Genomic DNA, 17,435 nt, shown 5'->3' on the forward strand with positions numbered 1-17,435 from the left:
ATAATAAAGTATTAAAAAGGGGGTACAGTGAATGGCCGATTTATCTGAGCGCCAGAACGCGCGCAAAGCACTGGAAGATGATGCTGAGAATATTATTCGGCTTGTTGGTAAACAACAGGTTTCACTTTGCTTGAGTCAATGTCCAGCGTTTGAAGAGGTTGTGGATACACAGATGTTTGGTTACTCCAAGGAAGTTACCTTTGCTATTCGGACGAGCATGGTCGACTCAAAGACCGGGCATAATTTAGTTCGTGACTTAGAGAAACGGCTAAATGAGATTTATAATGAAAGCTTTGAAAAGCAAAGGCCAAAGAAATGACAGGAAGCAGGATCTTAAGTGCGAAAAAAGTTACAGTTAATTGATTATTATATTTTAATCCCTTACCTACTGCTTTGTGGTGTAGGTGTGGTTATGGTTTATAGTGCTAGTTCCAATTTGGTTGGTCAAAATCCATTATCCTATTTAGTTAAGCAGATTAGTTGGACCATCGTTGGGCTGATATTGGCCGCGTTCGTTTACGCGATGAAACTAAAAGTGCTCCGAAATCGGCGTTTAATTATGCTAGCATTAATTGTCGTTTTCCTTATGTTAGGTTATTTAATTTTTTTCGGCCACTCTGTTAATGGGGCTGCTGCGTGGATTAACATCGGGCCAATAAATATTCAACCTGGTGAATTTGCTAAATTAGTGTTGATTTGGTATTTTGCATACATACTTAGTCGGCGTGAGCGAAGAATGGTCGAACCTAAGCTTAGTGAAGTTGTTCGTGCCTTAGTCGGGCCAATTTTCATTGCTGCCGTTATGATGTGGATGGTGCTTGTTTCCCCAGATATGGGCGGCATGGCTATTCTTTTATCCATTGCAATAATGTTAATTTTAACTAGTGGTTTATCTTACCGAATTGGGCTAACGCTCATTGCACTATTAGGGACTAGTGTTGGGGGCTTGTTTTATTTTTTAACCCATCACATAATAAAATCACTAGAAAATAATTATCAATATCAACGAATTCTGTCCTTTATTAATCCTTTTGAGTTGGCCAATAAAGGTGGTAAACAATTGGTTAATTCTTACTACGCAATTAATAATGGCGGTTGGTTTGGCGTTGGTCTAGGAAATAGTATTCAAAAACGTGGTTATTTACCAGAACCGAATACTGACTTTATTATTTCGATAACGGCTGAGGAGCTAGGCTTTGTTATGGTTGCCATATTGATCTTTTTGATCTTTTTTTTGGCAGCAAGAATTATTTTAGTTGGCGTTCGATCTAAGGATCCTTTCAGTGCGTTGTTATGTATTGGAATTGGCACCATGATTGTTGTTCAAACGTCGTTTAATCTTGGCGGGGTTTGCGGAATATTGCCAATAACTGGGGTCACATTTCCGTTTATCAGTTATGGTGGTTCATCCATGTTGGTTTTGGCACTTTCAATGGGAGTTGCCCTAAACATCAGTGCAACGGAAAAGAAAACTAGTTTAGTTAAAAGCAAGTAGTTTTGGTTATTTAATTGATTTGAAAATGAGAAAGGTGCTGAGAGCATGAAAAAAGTATTAATCGCAAATCGCGGGGAGATTGCGGTCCGAATTATTCGTGCATGTCAAGAACTAGGTTTGAAAACGGTAGGAATTTATGCTAAAGAGGATGAATATTCAATTCATCGTTTTAGGGCTGATGAGGCCTACGTTGTTGGTAAGGGGAAACAACCAATTGCGGCTTATTTAGACATTGAAGATATTATTCGTGTGGCGAAAATGAGTGGGGCCGATGCAATTCACCCTGGTTATGGCTTTTTGTCAGAAAATGCACAATTTGCTCGACGCTGTCAAGAAGAAGGAATTACTTTTGTTGGACCAACACCGGAGTTACTAGAAATGTTTGGTGATAAAGTGGCTGCTAAACGTGCGGCCAAAGAGGCCCACGTTCAGGCAATTCCAGGAGTAGATGAACCAATTAAAGATCTAGCCGAATTACAAGCCTTTGGTGAGAAATATGGTTATCCATTGATGATCAAGGCGGCTATGGGTGGTGGCGGCCGCGGAATGCGTGTTGTTTCTCGTCCTGAGGATTTGTCCGAAAGTTATGATCGTGCTCGAAGTGAATCCATGCAGTCTTTTGGTAGTGATGAAATTTACGTTGAGCGTTTTATTAAATCGGCCAAACATATTGAAGTCCAAGTACTAGCGGATCAACACGGCAATGTTGTCCATCTTTTTGAACGGGATTGTTCAGTGCAACGCCGTAACCAAAAGGTAATCGAGGTTGCTCCGTGCGTTATTTTAACGACAGAACAGCGGGAACGAGTCACGAGTGCGGCAGTTCGTTTTATGGCACACGTTAATTATCAGAACGCCGCAACAGTTGAATTCTTATTCGAGCCAGAACAAGATCAATTTTACTTTATTGAAGTAAATCCACGAGTTCAGGTTGAACATACTATTACCGAGATGATTACAGGAATTGATATTGTTCAAACGCAGTTAAAGATCGCACAAGGCTTAGATTTATTTAAGGATATTGGTTTACCACAACAAAAGGACATTAAATTTCACGGTGCTGCCCTACAGTGTCGGGTAACAACTGAAGATCCGTTGAATAATTTTATGCCAGATACAGGCACCATCGAAACTTACCGTTCTCCAGGTGGTAATGGTGTCCGGTTGGATGGTGGTAATGCATATGCCGGTGCTGTAATCACACCTTATTTTGATTCCTTATTAGTTAAGGTTTGTACGCACGCTTATACATTTGAAAAGGCCGTAAAAAAGATGCAACGTGTACTTCATGAATTTAAAATTCGCGGTGTAAAAACAAATATTGCCTTTATGGAAAATGTTATTCAACACCCAACTTTCCTTTCTGGAGAAGCAGAAACAACCTTTATTGATCACACACCTGCTCTTTTTCAGGTTGCTAAACGAGTTGATAATAGTTCGCAAAAAATGCAATATATTGGTGATATTACGGTTAATGGTTACGATGATGTGGAAAGTCACGAGAAAAAATATTATCCTGAAGGCCATTACCGTGAACAATTCAAACCTTTCCCTAAGAAGCTAGTTACGGCCAAGACAATATTGGATTCAAAGGGACCGCTAGCAGTTAATGATTGGTTAAAGCAACAGTCGGAGGTTTTATTAACCGATACAACGTTACGCGATGCCCACCAAAGCCTTTTTGCAACCCGGATGCGAACGCATGATATGGTTAAGATTGCGGATTCAATGCAACAGGCAATGCCTAATCTATTTTCTTATGAGATGTGGGGTGGCGCGACTTTTGATGTTGCCTATCGCTTCTTGGTTGAGGACCCTTGGACCCGGTTAAAGTTATTGCGGCAAAAAATGCCCCATACGCTATTACAAATGTTGTTCCGGGGCAGTAATGCCGTTGGGTACAAAAACTATCCGGATAACATGCTGGTTGCCTTCATTAAACAGGCTGCAACCGATGGGATTGATGTTTTTCGAATTTTTGATAGTTTAAATTGGGTGCCCCAGCTTGAAAAGAGCATCCAGGCCGTCCGTGATAATAATAAGATTGCTGAAGCGGCCATTTGTTATACCGGTGATATTCTTGATCCCGATAAGCAAAAATATAATTTGAAATACTACTTAGATTTGGCCAAAGAACTTCAAGCCGCTGGTGCAACGATCATTGGCATTAAAGATATGGCCGGTCTATTAAAGCCTGAAGCTGCCTATGAATTGGTTAGTTCTTTAAAAGATAAGGTTGATTTACCAATTCATTTACACACGCATGATACAACTGGTAATGGGGTTATGACCTATCAACGTGCGATTGCTGCGGGAGTTGACGTTGTTGATGTGGCGCAAAGTGCGTTGTCTGGAACAACAAGTCAGCCAAGTATGCAAAGCCTATATTATGCGTTAGATGGTAATGTACGCCAACCTCAATTAGATGTTAAGGCAACGGAACGGCTGAATCACTACTTTGAAGGCATTCGCCCATTCTATGATGACTTTGCTAATGGTTTAAATGCGCCTTTACCAGATAACTATTCCGCGCAAATGCCAGGTGGCCAGTACTCCAATTTACGACAACAGGCTCACGCAATGGGTCTGGGCAATCGCTGGGAAGAAGTTAAATTAATGTACGCGACGGTTAACAGTATGTTTGGTGACATTGTTAAGGTAACACCGTCTTCAAAGGTTGTTGGTGATATGGCCTTATTTATGGTCCAACATGATTTAACGGAAGAAGACGTTTACCATGATGGCGCAACAATTGATTTCCCTGATTCGGTCATTAATTTCTTCATGGGTGATTTAGGCCAACCAGTTGGCGGATTTCCAAAGAAGTTACAACAAATTATTTTAAAGGGAAAGACGCCTTTAACCGTTAGACCCGGAAGCTTGGCAAAGCCGGTTGACTTCACGGCAGTTAAGCAAGAACTAGCCGCTAAGATGAATTCTGAACCAACGCAAGAGGATGTTTTAAGTTACATTTTGTATCCGGATGTCTTTTTAGACTATACACGTCGTGAGTCTGAGTACGGCAACATTTCAATGCTTGATACACCGACCTTCTTCCAAGGAATGCGATTAGGTGAACGGGTTGAAGTACAATTGCGACCAGGTAAAATTCTAATTTTAATCTTAAATGAGGTTGGCGAACCTGATATTGAAGGTAACCGAACGCTTTACTTTACGGTTAATGGGCAACGAAGCGAAGTTGTTGTTAAGGATAAAAATGCTAAACAGTCTGATGTCGTCAGTCAGAAGGCAGAGCCAACAAATCAAGAACAGATCGGCGCTTCAATGACGGGGACCGTTTTAAATGTCTTGGTTGAAACGGATCAAGTCGTCCAACAAGGTGATCCGTTGTTGGTTACAGAAGCCATGAAGATGGAAACAACGATTCAGGCACCCTTTACTGGTCGTATTAGTCATCTTTACGTTCAAGAGGGCGATCGGGTTGACACCAACGATTTATTGTTAGAATTAAAACCAGAATGATGACTGGGGTTTTATAATTGATAATTACTGAAAATTTACTAGAAGTTACGGATCAAGTTGATACGTTAATCGCTTCGTTAAAGCAAAGTGACGCTTATAAAACTTATTTGGCCGCTAAAGTAAACTTAGCGGTGGATAAAGTGGCGGAAAAAAAGATCCAGAGTTTTCAGGAAGCAACTGAAAAATTTGACCTAATTAAAGATTATGGGTCCTACGCGCCTGATTTTAAAAGGCTTCGGCGAACAGCCCGTCACGCTAAGCGTCAAGTTGATTTGGATCCGACCGTAGCGCATTTTCGGCGTTCAGAAATGGATTTACAAACTATTTTGGACGAAATTGGACTTGCAATTGCAAATAGTGTTTCCAAGGACGTTAAGGTGGCGACTGGTAATCCATTTTTTACCACTGGTCGCCCGGGAAAGCATTGCCAAGTGAAAGGATGACATTATGGCATTTGAAGTAACGCCACGCCAAGGAATTGTGGTTTGGTTATACAGTATGAAGCAGATCAAACAATTACGTCGTTTCGGTATTATTTACTACAGTTCGCGAAAAATGAAGTATGTTTATTTATATGTTGATCAGGCAGTGGCTGAACAAACGTTACAGCAATTAAGAAAGTTACATTTTGTTAAACGGGTTGAAGTTTCACACCGACCAGAATTAGATATGAATTTTGGTGATCGCGTTGGTAAATTGGATGATTTCGAGAATAATAACCAGGAAATAAACGAAACCCGAGTTTTATTGACAACACAAGATTTACGTAAAGAAAATAAGATTTAAAAGAGGATATTAGTTAATGCGAATTATTTCTGGCAATTTTGGTGGTCGAAAATTGAAGGCAGTACCCGGTCGAGCTACACGGCCAACAACGGATAAAGTAAAGGAGTCAATCTTCAATATGATTGGGCCTTACTTTGCTGGTGGCAATTGTTTGGACTTGTTTTCTGGCAGCGGTGCACTGGGAATTGAGGCCGTTTCCCGAGGGATGACCAGTGCAACTTTAGTTGATCGTCAATTTGCGGCAATTAAGGTTATTCACGAAAATATTGAGTTAACTAAGGCCGAAAAACAATTTACTGTTTTAAAAATGAGTGCGCAGAATGCTCTCCAAAAATTGGCGGTTCAGCACTGTAAATTTAATTTAATTTTGTTAGATCCACCGTACGCAAAGCAGCAAATTATTTCTGATTTACGCGCAATGACTGAGCTAGGTTTAATTGAAAATGAGGCCGTAATTGTTTGCGAAACGGATAGTACTACCGTCTTACCAGAAAAATTAACTAATTTTAAGCAAACACGACGCCAAACGTACGGCTTAACTGCTGTTACGCTATACCATTATCAGGAGGCAGCAGAAGTATGACACAGCGAATTGCGATTTTCCCTGGGAGTTTTGATCCGTTTACTAACGGGCATTTAGAAACAGTTAGGCGAGCGAGCCATTTATTTGATAAATTAATTATCGCTGTCATGACTAACACCTCCAAACAACCGTTGTTTACTAATGATGAAAAATTAACTTTGATTAGGGCTGCAGTCGCTGAACTACCCAATGTTAGCGTTGTCGCTCAAGATGCTAAATTAACTGTCCGTTTTGCCGAAAAATTGGGAGCACAATTTATACTGCGCGGTATTCGAAATGTTCGTGATTTTGAATATGAAGAGGACATTGCGGCGATGAATAAAATTCAAGCACCACAAATTGAGACTGTGTTTTTATTGGCCGCAAAGAAGTATGCTTTTCTTTCATCTAGTCTGATCAAAGAGGTTGCCAAGTTTGGTGGCAATATTGAAGATCTGGTACCACCAGCAGTTGCGCGTGAATTAGGTCAGAAATATAAGGCGAAAGAAGGCTAACTATGAAAAAACGCTGGTCTAAATGGCTAGTTTTAGTTGGTGTTTTGGTCCTTATCATTGGGTTGTTTTTGCCGCTGCCTTTTTATCTGGAAACCCCTGGAACGGCAGAAAACTTAAATAGTTTTGTTAGGGTTGACCACAAAAAAGATCAGCGGGCCGGCAAATATATGCTGACAACAGTGGCTTTACAGCAAGCACGACCGATAACGTATTTGTGGAGTAAAACCCAGCCGTTTTCAGAAACAATCAGCAAAAATGATTTGATGGGTAATGATAGCAGTGAAACGTTTAATCAATTACAAACTTTCGAAATGCAATCAGCAATTAACGATGCAATTCAGGTTGCCTATAAAAAGGCAGGGCATAGTTACCAGCGCAAGTATTTGGGTATTTATGTGATGTCGTTGATGAAACGATCACAGTTTAATGGGAAACTGGCGATTGGCGATACTGTAACGATGATTGATGGTCATCATTTTAAAAGCTCTACCGCATTTATTAATTACGTCAAGGATAAGCCAGTCGGCACAAAAGTAACGGTCACTTATCGGCATAAAGGCCAGGCCCGGAAAACAACGCAGCGTTTAATTCATTTACCAAATACAAAGCGATCTGGTTTGGGTATTACTTTAGTGGATCATTCGACGATTAAAACGAAAATTCCGGTTAAGGTAACCGTTAGTGATATCGGTGGTCCTTCTGCAGGGTTAATGTTCACGACGGCCATTTATGACCAGTTAACCGGTGGTCACTTACGCAGAGGACGCAAAGTAGCTGGAACAGGTACGATGGCCGCTAACGGAACTGTTGGTCCAATCGGTGGGATAGATAAAAAAGTTGTGGCCGCTAACCATGAAGGAGCAACGATTTTCTTTGCACCTGATATTCCGGCAACGGCCGCGATGAAGAAAGCTGATCCAGGTTATCAAAATAACTATCAAGTTGCTAAAAAGGCGGCCAAAAGGATTCATAGTCATATGAAGATTGTGCCAGTTAAGAATTTTACGGATGTCGTAAATTATCTGGCTAAGTAATAAGTGCCAACTAATACTGAGGGGCTACTAATTTTAAAATTAGTAACTTTTCAAAAGTATTAGTTGGCTTTTTTTGCGGATTTTATTAATGTGGCGAAAGGAGGAATGGGGGATGTCAACTGATTGGTTGGGCCTGATTAAACGTTATTGGTATTGTGGTGTGATTGGTCTGTTGCTTGTCATTATAGGTATCGTTAGTTATCAGGCGATATTTCAACGGCCGGCAACTAAAAATGAGGCCGTTTTTTCAAGTTCAAGTGTTATTCAAGATGGTTCAACTAGTGCACAATACCAGAATACAGCGACTGAGGCACGACAAACTAGTCAACCGATGCAAAAGGGTTTTGTTGATGTTAAGGGGGCGGTAAAAAAACCAGGTATTTATGTGGTGACTGATAATACCCGGTTATTTGATGTTATTCGTAAGGCCGGTGGACTGGCTGATGATGCCGATCAAAAGCAAGTAAATCTTGCTCAACAGGTAAGTGATCAACAAATTATTTTTATTCCTAAAATTGGGGAAGAGGTTCCAGCTGAGTTAGGCCTAGCAGAGCAGGCGCCGCCGATGGCCGAAAGTGGCAGTACTGGCGCAACAACTAGTTCGACTGACGGGCAACAAGCAGCTGGCCAAACAAATTTAAATACAGCAACGGCAGAGGAGCTACAACAGTTAACGGGAATTGGGCAGAAGAAGGCCGAATTAATTATTAATTTTCGTAATGAACAAGGTGGGTTTAAACAGATTGAAGATTTAAAGAAGGTTTCGGGAATTGGTGAGAAAACCTTTGAAAGTTTAAAAGATAGCATTACAGTCTAACTTTTTACCTGTTTTAAATTCTGTTATACTGATAGGCAAATGATTTAAGGAAGTTGGGGTATTATGGAAAAAATAAAAACACAGCGTTTACCTTGGGATCAGTACTTTATGCTTCAGTCTGTTTTATTATCATTACGTAGTACCTGCCCAAGAGCAACTGTTGGTGCGGCAATAGTGCGTGACCAACGGGTAATTGCTGGAGGGTATAATGGTTCTGTTTCCGGGGATGATCATTGTATTGATGTTGGTTGTTATTTAGTTGATGGTCATTGTTTGCGGACGATTCATGCCGAGATGAATGCTATTTTGCAATGTGCTAAATTTGGTGTTGCAACAGCTGGTGCAGAGATTTATGTAACTCATTTTCCTTGTTTGCAATGTACGAAAATGTTAATTCAAGCCGGTATTAAAACAATTCATTATTTGAAAGATTACCGGGATGATGATTATGCTTTAAAATTGATTAAAAAATCGGGAGTTACGTTGGATCAAGTTAAATTAAACCCAGATTATTTTAATCAATTTAATCTGAAAGATTTGTTTAATCAGAATTTAGAGTAGTTAATTGACGCGATGAAAGATAGAGTGATTTTTGTCGCGTTAATTGTTGCAGCCCTTAGCTTTGCTGTTTTTATTGGTAATGTAATAAGTTGGTTATTTTTGATTGTTGCTATTGTGAGGTTGCTATGGACACGGCAATCTAAATTAATCTTAGGGACAGTTATCATTTGTTGTTTTGCAGGTTCATTTTTTATGGTTGTAAAACAACGATTAGTAAAAAAGCCGCCAGACTATCAACAAATATTAGTCTGGCCAGATGCTTTCAAACTAAACGGCGATTCGCTTCAATTTGAAGGAAAACTGACGGATAAAACACGTGTTTTAGCTGTTTATTATTTACAAACAAAAAAAGAACGAGCCTATTTTCAGCACCTGACGCATCCAGTTATTTTACAAGTTAGTGGGATCTGTAGTCGTCCGGAACACGCAACTAATCAAAATGAATTTGATTATGCAACTTACTTGAGGCAACAACGTCGGATTCATTATATTGTACAGATTGAACAAATCAAGCAAATTAAAGCCCAAAAGTGGTCACTAGTTGGTTGGTTGCATCACGTTCGCCAAGTACTGAGTTGCCGCGCTGATCGTTACCCACCGTTACTTAGACAGTATTTCAAATGCCTAGTTTTAGGTATTCAAACTAGCGCATTTCAGGATACAGCACAACAATTTAAACGTTTAGGATTAATTCATTTGTTTAGTCTATCTGGTCTACACGTTTTTTACTTTGTTGGGCTATTTTCCCAATTATTATTACGCTTACATTTGACAAAAGAAACCCGTGATTGGTTGCTGTTACTTCTCTTACCGGCCTACGTTATTTTTGCGGGCTCAAGTGTTAGTTTAATTCGTGCGGTTAGTCTGTGTTGGTTACGTGTTTTAAATCGACGTTTTAGTTTGCAAATATCGGCATTGGATTGTTTTGGCTGGGTTTTGTTATTTAATTTTGCACTTCAGCCATACGTTCTCTTTGGACTTGGCGGTCAATTATCTTATTTATTATCATTTTTATTATTGTTTTTAAGAGATAAGAATGCTGTTTTTAGAACGTTATGGTTAAATCTATTTAGTTTACCAATTTTACTACATCACGTTTATGAATGGCACTATTTACTGGTCTTGCTTAATTTATTGGTAATGCCGTTGTTTTCTTACGCCGTTTTACCATTAACGTTAATTGGGGCAGGGTGTTTTTCATTTCTACCAGGGCTTAGTTGGTTAATTAATTGGGGATTAACCGTTTTTCAAACGAGTCTTCTTTGCTTGGCCAGGCCCCAATGGATGATTGTCTTTGGTCGGTTAACTGGAACGGTGACCCTAATCTTACTTATTTTAACCGCGGTTATGCTAACTGTACCTAAAAGGTATCGCATTTCGACGGGGGCTTTTTTAGGTAGTATCTATCTAGTGGCCTTTTTACTGATTCATTATCCATTGGTCGACCGGGTTATTTTTTTTGATATTGGTCAAGGTGATAGTATTTTAATCGAAAGTCGGCTACATAAACAGATAACATTAATTGATACGGGAGGACGGCTAACGTTTAACCAGGCCGGGTGGCGTAAGCAACAGCGAAGTGCTCGAGCGGAGCGAGTAACAATCAATTACTTGAAAAGTCGGGGAATAAAAAGAATTGATCGAATTTGTCTCAGCCACCAGGATGCTGATCATATTGGTGATTTAACTGTTTTATTAGAAGCGATGACCGTTAAAGAAGTCGCTTTTCCGGTTGGAATGGAAAATAATCCGCAGTTTCGGCAGCGAATTTGGCCCTACAGACAACAACTTAAGTGGCGCTCCCTACAGGCAGGAGCAAAAATTCAAGTCACACCACAGGAAGAGTTACAGGTGTTGCACCCAGAAAGGCCTGGCTTGGGAACTAATGAAGATTCCTTAGTTCTCTATGGTCGAATAGGGGGGAAGACGTGGCTGTTTACAGGAGATCTTGATGCGGCCAATGAGGTTTCACTTTGTGAGCGGCAACGATTAAAGGCAGATTTTTTAAAGGCCGGCCATCATGGTAGTCGAACTGCTTCAGCACAGACATTTATAGAAACCGTTCAACCTGAGCGTATTTTGATCTCCTCTGGTCGGAACAATCGATACGGCCATCCTCATCCGGATGTCATTCAACGTTATCGGGATTTACGGATTCCATTTTATAATACAGCCGAAAATGGCATGCTGCTCTGGTCATCGACTGACGGGTGGCAGACTTTTCGACACAAGGAGTAATGATATGGATGTAGCAACATTGCAGAAACAATTAAAACATGGGAAAATTGCCCCAGTCTATTTGGTTCAGGGTCAAGAGGCTTATTTAGTTGCACAAGTAAAAAGGGCCTTCCGCCAATTATTATCTGAGGAAGAATTAACAATGAATTTTGGTGCTTACGATATGACGGTGACTCCTTTAGCGGTTGCACTAAATGATGCCATGTCGGCACCGTTCTTTGGTGAGCGGCGGGTAGTATTTATCGAAAATAGTATTTTTTTGACCGCCGATGCAAAGAAAGCAAAGGTAGAACATGATGTTGCCAGTCTTTTAACTTATCTGGGTAACCCGCTTGATTCGACCCAGTTAGTTATTTTTGCGCCATACGCTAAATTAGATGAGCGGAAAAAAGTGACCAAACAATTAAAGCGAGTTGCCCAGCAAGTTGACGTTAAGCCGTTGACGCAACAACGTGCACAAAGTTATGTAACTGATTATTTAAAGCGGCAACAGTTAACGATGGCACCACAAGCAATGACACTATTTTTACAACGAACAGAAGCTAATTTATCGATTATGATGGATGAATTACCTAAGCTGCGGCTTTATGCACTTGAAGATCATGAAATTTCACAAACAGCCGTGGATCAACTGGTTGCCCAGAGTTTAGAACAAAACGTTTTTTCATTAGTAGACGCGGTGATGGCGCAAAATGTCGCTCAGGCCGTTCAATTATATAGTGATTTATTATTGCAAAAAGAAGAACCGCTTAAAATTAACGCTATTTTGTTAGGTCAATTTCGTTTATTACTACAAATTAAGATTTTACAAAAAAATGGTTACAGCCAGGGAAGTTTGGCACAAGTTTTAAAAGTCCACCCGTATCGAGTAAAGTTGGCAATTGGTCAGGCGCGTCATTTTCAGCAGGCGTCGTTACGCGCGGCTTATTTGGGCCTAGTGGACATGGAATATAAAATGAAATCAACGCAAGAAAAACCAGAATTACTTTTCCAATTATTTGTCATGCAGTTCGTTGATAAGGCTATTGTTAGCTAAGTGTAATTGGTTAACTATTGTGGACATAAAAAAGAGCGCTAAGGCCTTTGCCTTAACGCTCTTTTTAGAAATAAACTTATTTAGCCAATAATTTGGATAAGCGTGATTTATCTCGAGCAGCCTTGTTTGCGTGAACAAGACCCTTTGATTTAGCCATGTCGATTGAACGAACAGCAGCGCGGTATAGATCTTCTGAGTTATCAGCGCCACCAGCAGCTTGTGCTTTTTCAAATTGTTTAACAGTTGAACGCATTGCACTGATTTGTGAAACATTATGTGCATTGGCTTTTTCGTTATTACGAGCACGTTTGATTGCGGATTTTAAGTTAGGCATTGAATTTCACCTCCAAGTTAAGCAAATTAAATAAATTGCTATTTGTTTTCAACGTTGTTTATTATACAGAAGACCTAGAAACATTGCAATAAAAACTTGTAAAGCTATTTTGCTTGATAGTCTGCACGTCTGATTTATTATTATTAGATAGGTCTTGCAATTTATAAAAGAATCACGTAAAGTAATAGTTGTGCTTAAGCACGAACCTGTCACTTGGTTTAGCGAATCACCAACGTTTTACTCAGTCACAGGCACTTTAAGATAGTGGAAGGGTGTGAAATATTTTGGCAATTTCTAAAGAACGTAAAAATGAAGTCATTAAAGACTTTGCACGTCAAGATGGAGATACTGGTTCAACTGAAGTACAAGTTGCAGTATTAACGGAAGAGATTAACCTTTTAAATGAACATATTCGTGTTCATAAAAAAGATTATCATTCATATCGTGGTTTAATGAAAAAGATTGGTCATCGTCGTAACTTACTTGCTTACCTACGTAAGACGGATATTAAACGTTACCGTGACCTTATTCAACGCTTAGGTTTACGTCGTTAATGACGTTAAAAAGATGTGATTCTTTTGAATCACATCTTTTTTTACGGTCAATTTTTGGCTTTTTACAGTTATATGTTAAAGCCTATTTTTTTGTGGTATCATAAAATAAAGTAGAAACCTTAAGCAGTTAATTAGCCAATGTTTGTATTAGCTTTTATTTAAGGGTACGGATGAGTTTTTGAATAAATTTAATACAGGAGGGGCTTCATGAGTTTCTTAAATAATGTTTCCTTAGTCACAGCAATGGTGACACCCTTTGATGATTCTGGCCAAGTCAGTTATGAACGATTAACAAAACTGATTGACCACTTATTGGCGACTGGGACTGAAGCTATTTTGGTTGGTGGGACAACTGGCGAAGGTCCGACGCTATCGGCTTCAGAAAAACTTAATCTATTTAAAGAGACGGTTAAGTTAGTTGCTGGACGTGTACCAATTATTGCGAATACTGGTTCCAACAATACAGCGCAAACCATTGAATTTACACAACAGGTGGCTAAAATTCAGGGTATCGCCGCTGCATTAATCGTTGTACCTTATTACAATAAGCCCGATCAGCGAGGGATGTACGCACACTACAAACTAGTAAGTGAACAGGCTGGATTACCAATTATAATTTATAATATACCTGGTCGAACTGGTGTGACAATGTTAGTTAAAACTGCCATTCAGTTATCTTTGTTACCGAATATTATTGGAATAAAGGATTGTACTGGCGCAAGTAATTTAGGGCAAATTGTTGAAGGTACAAAGGAAAATGATTTTGCCGTTTTCACAGGCGAAGATGAAGATGCTTTTGCCGCGAAAACAATTGGTGCGCAAGGAGTGATTTCTGTTAGCAGCCATTTGTTTGGCCAACAGATTAAAAAAATGTACCAATTGATTGACGAGAATAAGCTGGCTGAGGCCGCGGAAATTATGCGGCAATTAACACCAAAGGGGAAACAACTTTTCGCACAACCATCCCCCGGGCCAGTAAAGGTTGCGTTAAAACAAATTGGCATTCCGGTTGGCGGTGTTCGTTTGCCATTATTGATGCCAACAAAGGCAGAGACAGAGTTATTATTAAATATTCTTGATCTTTAAGAAAAAGAGGTGAATTAAGTGAGTAGTCGAATTAAAATAATGCCATTAGGTGGCGTTCGTGAAAATGGAAAAAACATGTACGTTGTTGAAGTGGATGATGAAATTTATATTTTAGATTGTGGTTTAATGTACCCAGAAAACGAACTGTTAGGTATTGATATTGTAATTCCTGATTTTACTTACTTGGAAGAAAATATTGATCGAGTTGTCGGGGTGTTTTTAACGCATGGTCATGCTGATGCTATTGGTGCTTTGCCTTATTTTGTTAGCAAATTTGATGTTCCGGTTTTTGGTTCAGAACTGACGATTGCATTAGCTAAATTAAGCGTAAATGGTTACACAGCATCCAAAAAGTTTAAGGATTTTCACGTCATTAATAAGGATACTGAGATTGATTTTAATCACGCAACGGTTTCCTTCTTTAAGACAACCCATTCAATTCCCGATTCATTAGGAATTGTTTTGAAGACTGATGCAGGACAAATTGTTTATACTGGTGATTTTAAGTTTGACCAATCGGCAACGCCAGAGTATCAGACTGATTTTGCACGTTTAGCAGAAATTGGCCAAAAAGGTGTCTTAGCGTTGATTAGTGATTCGGCCAATGCAGAATCACCATATACAATGGCCAGTGAGCGAGCAATTGCGGCCTACATTTTGGATACCTTCAAATATCATGAGGGTCGCATTATTGTTGCGTCCGTTGCGTCAAATATTGCGCGGGTACAACAAGTTATTGATGCTGCTTATCGTTCAGGACGTAAGGTTGTTTTAACTGGTCGCGATCTTGAAAAAATTGTCCGAACAGCAATGCGCTTAAATCGGTTGACCTTACCTAGTGAAGATATTTTAGTTGCCACTAAGGATCTCAAGACATTAAAGCCTGAAGAGACGGTTATTTTAGAGACCGGTAAGATGGGTGAACCGATTAAGGCTTTGCAGCGAATGGCAACGAGTCGTCACCGGTTGATTAGTATTAAAGAGGGTGATCTTGTCTTTATTACGACAACACCATCTCACGCCATGGAAACAACAGTTGCTAAAACAAAAGATATGATCTATCGTGCTGGTGGCGAAGTTAAGGCTGTTGGTGACGATATTCACGCTTCAGGGCACGGCAATAAGAATGATTTGCAATTGATGATTAATTTAATCAAGCCGCAATACTTTATTCCAGTTCAAGGGGAATACCGTTTATTAGCTGCCCACGCTGATATTGCCCACGAAACGGGAATCTCTTACGAAAACATCTTTATCACCGGTAAGGGTGACGTTTTGGAGTACCAAAATAAGCGGATGCGAATGGCTAATCAGGTTGAAGTTGGCAATACCATGATTGATGGAATTGGTGTCGGCGATATTGGTAATATTGTTTTACGTGATCGGAAGGTTTTGTCTGAGGATGGCATCTTCATTGCTGTTGTCACAATTAATCGCAAAAAGCGAATGATCGTTTCACGACCAAAAATCACGACCCGCGGTTTTGTTTACGTTAAGGCTAGTCGTGATTTAATGCATGAAAGTGCTGATATTGTGACTAAAACGGTTCAAAATAATTTAGATAATAAAGAATTTGATTGGGGCCACTTAAAACAAGATATTCGCGAGGGTTTAAGTGGGTATCTATTTGAGCAAACCAAACGTCGTCCGGTTATCTTGCCAGTTATTATGGAAGTTAATCAAAATCGGCGACATAGTTAATTAGTACTGTTGATTGAGGAAGTTAGGCCCGTAGCCTAGCTTCTTTTTTTAAATAAAGGTTTCCGTACGTGATTATTTGAAAACTAAAGGTTTAATCGTTAAAATAGAATTAATTTTGAAGTGGTAAAGGAGGCGTGAACTGGTGGGTGAGCAAATTCCCTTTCCAAAAAATTTTGATCGTTTTATCCTACTTGGAAAGACGGCGGCCAAGAAAGAAGACTGGAAAGTAGCAGCAGAAAATTTTTCTGCCGCGTACCAAATTAAACAAGATTTTAATACTAATTTGTTATTGGCAACTGCGTTAATGGAGTCAGGGCAATACTCGTTGGCCCGTCAAGTTGCTGGTGAGTATGAAAATGATTATCAGGCATCATTGAGCTTGATTTCGTTTTATATTTCACTTTTGTTAACGGCGCATGATTTTGTTAAAGCAACGCAAATTTGTGATCAGCATTTAGCAACAGCGGCTGACGTTCATTTCTGGACGGAAACTCAAAAGCATATCAAAAGCGCCGAAAACAAGTACCGCCACGAGGAAGGCGCACACTTAAAGGAGCTACAAAAGGCGTTATATAATTTAAGTGATCGTTCCATTTATGAACAAATGGATCTTTTGAAACAGGCAAATCAGTTGCCGAAAGAAGAATTTACAGTAACAGCCAAGTGGCTTTTACGAAATCCATTTGTTCACCCGTTATTAAAGGCGAACGTTCTTGCGGATCTTCAAAAAATGCGGGTTAGTGATAAACTATCTTTGCTATGGTTAGATAATAAAGAATATCAGGTTATACCTGAGCGCTTATTGCCCATTATGGCATATAAAAGTATCATCACTCTGAAACAATTACTGGCAGAAAAGGTTGGTAATGATGATCCAATTGTCTACCAAAACTTAACTGAAGAAATTAATTTGCATGCGGCCTATCTTTACCCGTTTGCTGATGAAGTTATTAATGATCCGGCTTTATGGTTAGCTGTTTATTTGGATTTTTACACAACAGATAAATTGAATAAGAAGCAAATTGATAGTGAAAATTTAACCCGGATTCAGCAATGGCAGGAAAAGCTTAGGGAAACGACTAATATTTTAACCTGATAGGTTTTAAATATTTTTTTGAAAAATGGGTAAATATTTGTGCAAAGCTATTTACAAAGCTCACAGAAGTCTATATAATATCTAAATGGATTCTTCCTTGGTTGAGAACAGGTACTGTGCTTGGCATTTAGCTAGGG

17 protein-coding genes are annotated in these 17,435 nt (G+C 39.5%); 16 read left to right on the top strand and 1 reads right to left on the bottom strand.

Features of this window, described 5'->3' with window-relative positions; translation table 11 throughout:
* The first annotated feature begins 31 nt into the window (after nucleotides 1–31).
* From EKM98_RS02235 to holA, 12 genes are all read left to right on the top strand, one after another.
* Nucleotides 32–319 carry a DUF1507 family protein gene (locus EKM98_RS02235; RefSeq protein ID WP_125980287.1) on the top strand — a complete coding sequence of 96 codons (288 nt, stop codon included), beginning with the start codon at nucleotides 32–34 and terminating at the stop codon, nucleotides 317–319.
* 18 nt (nucleotides 320–337) lie between these two features.
* Nucleotides 338–1,495 (top strand): FtsW/RodA/SpoVE family cell cycle protein, encoded by a 1,158-nt coding sequence (locus tag EKM98_RS02240; protein ID WP_225418509.1) that lies wholly within the window; start codon nucleotides 338–340, stop codon nucleotides 1,493–1,495.
* A gap of 45 nt (nucleotides 1,496–1,540) precedes the next feature.
* Complete coding sequence (locus tag EKM98_RS02245) at nucleotides 1,541–4,978, top strand: pyruvate carboxylase (RefSeq protein ID WP_125980289.1); 3,438 nt, start codon at nucleotides 1,541–1,543, stop codon at nucleotides 4,976–4,978.
* 17 nt (nucleotides 4,979–4,995) lie between these two features.
* Complete coding sequence (locus EKM98_RS02250) at nucleotides 4,996–5,421, top strand: YlbF family regulator (RefSeq protein WP_125980291.1); 426 nt, start codon at nucleotides 4,996–4,998, stop codon at nucleotides 5,419–5,421.
* 4 nt (nucleotides 5,422–5,425) lie between these two features.
* Nucleotides 5,426–5,764, top strand: a complete 339-nt coding sequence (locus tag EKM98_RS02255) for a YlbG family protein (protein WP_125980292.1) — start codon at nucleotides 5,426–5,428, stop codon at nucleotides 5,762–5,764.
* A gap of 16 nt (nucleotides 5,765–5,780) precedes the next feature.
* Nucleotides 5,781–6,347, top strand: coding sequence for a 16S rRNA (guanine(966)-N(2))-methyltransferase RsmD (rsmD, locus tag EKM98_RS02260; protein ID WP_125980294.1), 567 nt, complete (start codon nucleotides 5,781–5,783; stop codon nucleotides 6,345–6,347).
* Nucleotides 6,344–6,841, top strand: coding sequence for a pantetheine-phosphate adenylyltransferase (coaD, locus tag EKM98_RS02265; RefSeq protein ID WP_125980296.1), 498 nt, complete (start codon nucleotides 6,344–6,346; stop codon nucleotides 6,839–6,841). Before rsmD ends, coaD begins: the two co-directional genes overlap by 4 nt.
* Before the next feature lie 2 nt (nucleotides 6,842–6,843).
* Complete coding sequence (locus EKM98_RS02270) at nucleotides 6,844–7,875, top strand: SepM family pheromone-processing serine protease (protein ID WP_125980298.1); 1,032 nt, start codon at nucleotides 6,844–6,846, stop codon at nucleotides 7,873–7,875.
* A 112-nt stretch (nucleotides 7,876–7,987) separates the two neighbouring features.
* On the top strand, nucleotides 7,988–8,692 hold the full coding sequence (locus EKM98_RS02275; protein WP_125980299.1) for a helix-hairpin-helix domain-containing protein: 705 nt from the start codon (nucleotides 7,988–7,990) through the stop codon (nucleotides 8,690–8,692).
* A 63-nt stretch (nucleotides 8,693–8,755) separates the two neighbouring features.
* Entirely contained in the window at nucleotides 8,756–9,253 is a 498-nt protein-coding gene (locus EKM98_RS02280) for a ComE operon protein 2 (RefSeq protein WP_125980301.1), read from the top strand.
* 12 nt (nucleotides 9,254–9,265) lie between these two features.
* Nucleotides 9,266–11,491, top strand: coding sequence for a DNA internalization-related competence protein ComEC/Rec2 (locus tag EKM98_RS02285; RefSeq protein ID WP_125980302.1), 2,226 nt, complete (start codon nucleotides 9,266–9,268; stop codon nucleotides 11,489–11,491).
* Nucleotides 11,492–11,495: 4 nt separating this feature from the next.
* A complete protein-coding gene (gene holA / locus EKM98_RS02290) occupies nucleotides 11,496–12,527 on the top strand; it encodes a DNA polymerase III subunit delta (protein ID WP_125980304.1) in 1,032 nt (343 codons plus the stop codon).
* Between the two features lie 76 nt (nucleotides 12,528–12,603).
* Here the strand turns inward: holA and rpsT are convergent, their stop codons facing one another.
* Entirely contained in the window at nucleotides 12,604–12,861 is a 258-nt protein-coding gene (gene rpsT, locus EKM98_RS02295) for a 30S ribosomal protein S20 (RefSeq protein ID WP_125980306.1), read from the bottom strand.
* 284 nt (nucleotides 12,862–13,145) lie between these two features.
* Between rpsT and rpsO the strand changes: the two genes are divergently transcribed.
* The 4 genes from rpsO (at nucleotide 13,146) to EKM98_RS02315 (ending at nucleotide 17,298) form a co-directional block, all read left to right on the top strand.
* Nucleotides 13,146–13,415, top strand: coding sequence for a 30S ribosomal protein S15 (rpsO, locus tag EKM98_RS02300; protein WP_068224744.1), 270 nt, complete (start codon nucleotides 13,146–13,148; stop codon nucleotides 13,413–13,415).
* Nucleotides 13,416–13,622: 207 nt separating this feature from the next.
* Complete coding sequence (gene dapA, locus EKM98_RS02305; protein ID WP_125980308.1) at nucleotides 13,623–14,501, top strand: 4-hydroxy-tetrahydrodipicolinate synthase; 879 nt, start codon at nucleotides 13,623–13,625, stop codon at nucleotides 14,499–14,501.
* 39 nt (nucleotides 14,502–14,540) lie between these two features.
* The gene (locus EKM98_RS02310; RefSeq protein ID WP_191983361.1) at nucleotides 14,541–16,202 is read left to right on the top strand and encodes a ribonuclease J; all 1,662 of its coding nucleotides are present in this window, start codon (nucleotides 14,541–14,543) and stop codon (nucleotides 16,200–16,202) included.
* Nucleotides 16,203–16,344: 142 nt separating this feature from the next.
* Complete coding sequence (locus EKM98_RS02315; RefSeq protein ID WP_125980312.1) at nucleotides 16,345–17,298, top strand: hypothetical protein; 954 nt, start codon at nucleotides 16,345–16,347, stop codon at nucleotides 17,296–17,298.
* Nucleotides 17,299–17,435 lie beyond the last annotated feature (137 nt).

Source organism: Loigolactobacillus iwatensis, assembly GCF_003950295.1.
GTDB lineage: Bacteria > Bacillota > Bacilli > Lactobacillales > Lactobacillaceae > Loigolactobacillus > Loigolactobacillus iwatensis.